The sequence below is a fragment of the Hydrogenivirga sp. genome (assembly GCF_056450045.1).
This window is the reverse complement of sequence record NZ_JBWONM010000168.1, coordinates 1-2,442: the sequence shown is the minus strand read 5'-3', so window position 1 is coordinate 2,442 and position 2,442 is coordinate 1. Positions and strand designations below refer to the sequence as shown.

Below are 2,442 nucleotides of genomic sequence, written 5' to 3'. Positions count from 1 at the left end.
GCTGGAGCACCTTCTCCCTCGGGGCACTTCTGACCTTTCCCCTTGCGAAGGGTATCACACAGAAGGTGCAGAACTTGTTACAGCCCTCCTGTACTTTAAGGAAAGGTCTTGACTCCTCAAAGTAGAGAACTGTATCAAAGCTCTTAACCTCTCCCTCCCTGAATATCTCTCCTACCACAGCCCGTTTTCTCCTCTCTTCAAGGAAGTCCTCAAGGATCTTCAGGAGCTCCCCCTTGTGGGTGTTGCCGACAACGAGGTCAACCTCTTCCAAGGAGAGGAGCTCTTCGGGCTTGACCTGGGCATAGCAACCAGTGGCTACCACTACAGCCTCAGGGTTTAGCCTCTTCGCCCTGTATATAGCCTGCCTTGAAGCCCTGTCTCCTCCGGCGGTAACCGTGCAGGTGTTTATAACGTAAACGTCAGCCGTAGCTCCGCTGTCAACCACCTCATACCCAGACTCAAGGAACCTTGAACGCATAAGGTCTGTGTCAAACTGGTTCATGCGACAGCCGAGCGTGACGAAGGATACCTTCATAAACTCAATAATATATGCCTTACACCTCCAGAGGTGAGCACAGGAGCTTCCTTAGCAGGACCGTTGCGTAGCTACCCGGAGGGAGGATGAAGCTGAGCTCAACGTAATCCCTTCCCTCTTCCAGTATCCTCATATCCCTCGGATAGACGAAGGCTCTTCTGAGGCCGTCTGTAAGGAGCTTAAGGTCGCCGACCTTCCTTCCGAGCATTTCCTCCGTTATGCCTTCCTCAGCGAGGACCTCCCTTATTATCATCTCAACCTTCCTGCTCTTTGGCTTGAACTCCTTGCCGAGGAAGGGGATCTCAAGCTCCCTTATCTCCTCAAAGACCCTCTCGTCCATCTCGGTTATGAAGGACAGCCTCCACCTCAGGAAGGGAACGGAGCAGTGCTTGAAGTACCTCACTACAAAGGTATTCAGGTACCTGTTCCAGAGGTAGCTCTGGTAAGTGAAGAGAAGCATGAGCTTTATGCTTCTCGGGAGGCTCTCAAAGGCTTCCCTGTAGCTCTTTCCCCTCATGAGCTCCTCCACCACCCTCCTCTCGGGGGCTGACCTCTGGGGCATGTGCTTGAGGAACTCCCTCCACTTTCCCCAGCTCCTGAGAAGCTCCCTTCTTCTCCTCCTGTCTTTCAGGGAGGTCAGGTAGGTCTTTAGGGCTCCCTCGTAGTCTCCTTTGAGGAGAAGCTTTGCAACGAACTCCTCGGCGTGTTTTACGGAGCCGAACCTCTGCTCCCCGAAGTAGTTCTCAAAGCCGAACCTCTCAACGAATCCCACCCTGTCCTTGAGGTAGCTGAGCTTCCGCCTCCCCACGTCTCTGACTACCACCCTGAAGAGGTTTCCCTCTATCCTCCCGATGTCCATCGGCTCGTCGGAGTAGCCGAGGAACTTGAGACTGAGTTCTTTCCCCTCTATCTCCTTTACGATGGGCGGTTTCTCAATGGAGATGTACTGCTCGGTTACAGCCTCCTTGTCCTTGAGTCCTCCGAACCTTATCCTTGAAGGCTCAACACCAAGATGCCTTGCCACCTCCTCAAGGGCTTCGTGGGTGGTCTTTCCCCTCTTTTTCAGTAGAAAGTACGCGAAGCGTCCTTCGTCTCCAAGCTCAATCTCTGTTAGCTCCTTTACGTAAAAGTCCTCTGGACGGCTCTTTATCTTCGCCATAGCTTATTATTTAAGGACAGATGGAGCTCAGAGATATCCTCTTCCTATCAGCTTTTGCGCTTCTGGGTTCCTTTCTCCTTTGGAAGGGGTTGAGGAGGAAGGGAAAAGGGGAATGCTGTCAGTAATTAACACAATCTTAAAAACGTCCGTATAAGGTGTTTATCAGGAGGTTGAAATAGCATGAAGGTTCTCAAGGTTGAAGGAAGAGAAAAGAGGGAGAGGCTGGAGAGGAAGCTCCTGAGGAAGAGAAGGGTCGTCGCCATAGTGGGGAGCGTGAAGGACATAAACACCGTGTTTGTCAGGAAGGCGGATGTCGTCATAGTGGACGAGAGCCTCGGAAAGTCCACGTCTTGATTTAAGTCCTTTCGGGAAGTATAATAAGAAATTACGCGGGGTGGAGCAGCCTGGTAGCTCGCCGGGCTCATAACCCGGAGGTCGAGGGTTCAAATCCCTCCCCCGCAACCACCACTAAAAGATTATCGCCGTGAGGAAGTAATCGGATATCAGTATGAGCATTGAGGAGGTCACGACTGAGTTCGTCGTAGCTCTTCCAACACCCTCCGTTCCACCGCGGGTATAGTATCCGAAGTAGCAGCTCACGGAGGCTATTATGAAGCCGAAGACGAAAGCCTTGTAAAGTCCTCCCACTATATCGTAGAACTCGGTCAGGTCAACCATCTTCTGCCAGTAAAGGTACTCGTTTACCTTAAAGAGCTTGGTCGCCACAAACCAGCCGCCGAACATTCCC

General features: G+C 52.0%; 3 protein-coding genes, 1 tRNA gene and 1 pseudogene. 2 read left to right on the top strand and 3 right to left on the bottom strand.

The features are described 5' to 3' along the window. Positions 1 to 535: pseudogene (locus AC1HCM_RS06865) on the bottom strand (tRNA (N(6)-L-threonylcarbamoyladenosine(37)-C(2))-methylthiotransferase MtaB); the annotation flags it as partial. A 19-nt stretch (positions 536 to 554) separates the two neighbouring features. Further along, on the bottom strand, positions 555 to 1,694 hold the full coding sequence (truD, locus tag AC1HCM_RS06860) for a tRNA pseudouridine(13) synthase TruD (protein WP_479461025.1): 1,140 nt from the start codon (positions 1,692 to 1,694) through the stop codon (positions 555 to 557). 180 nt (positions 1,695 to 1,874) lie between these two features. Here truD and AC1HCM_RS06855 point away from each other — a divergent pair, with 180 nt between their 5' ends. Both AC1HCM_RS06855 and AC1HCM_RS06850 read left to right on the top strand, forming a co-directional pair. Continuing rightward, a complete protein-coding gene (locus AC1HCM_RS06855) occupies positions 1,875 to 2,048 on the top strand; it encodes a hypothetical protein (protein ID WP_479461024.1) in 174 nt (57 codons plus the stop codon). A gap of 34 nt (positions 2,049 to 2,082) precedes the next feature. After that, positions 2,083 to 2,159: transfer RNA gene (locus AC1HCM_RS06850), tRNA-Met, on the top strand. Between the two features lie 3 nt (positions 2,160 to 2,162). On the opposite strand, the gene AC1HCM_RS06845 is transcribed toward AC1HCM_RS06850, so the two are convergent. After that, a partial coding sequence (locus tag AC1HCM_RS06845; RefSeq protein WP_479461023.1) for an ABC transporter permease occupies positions 2,163 to 2,442 on the bottom strand: 280 nt, incomplete at its 5' end.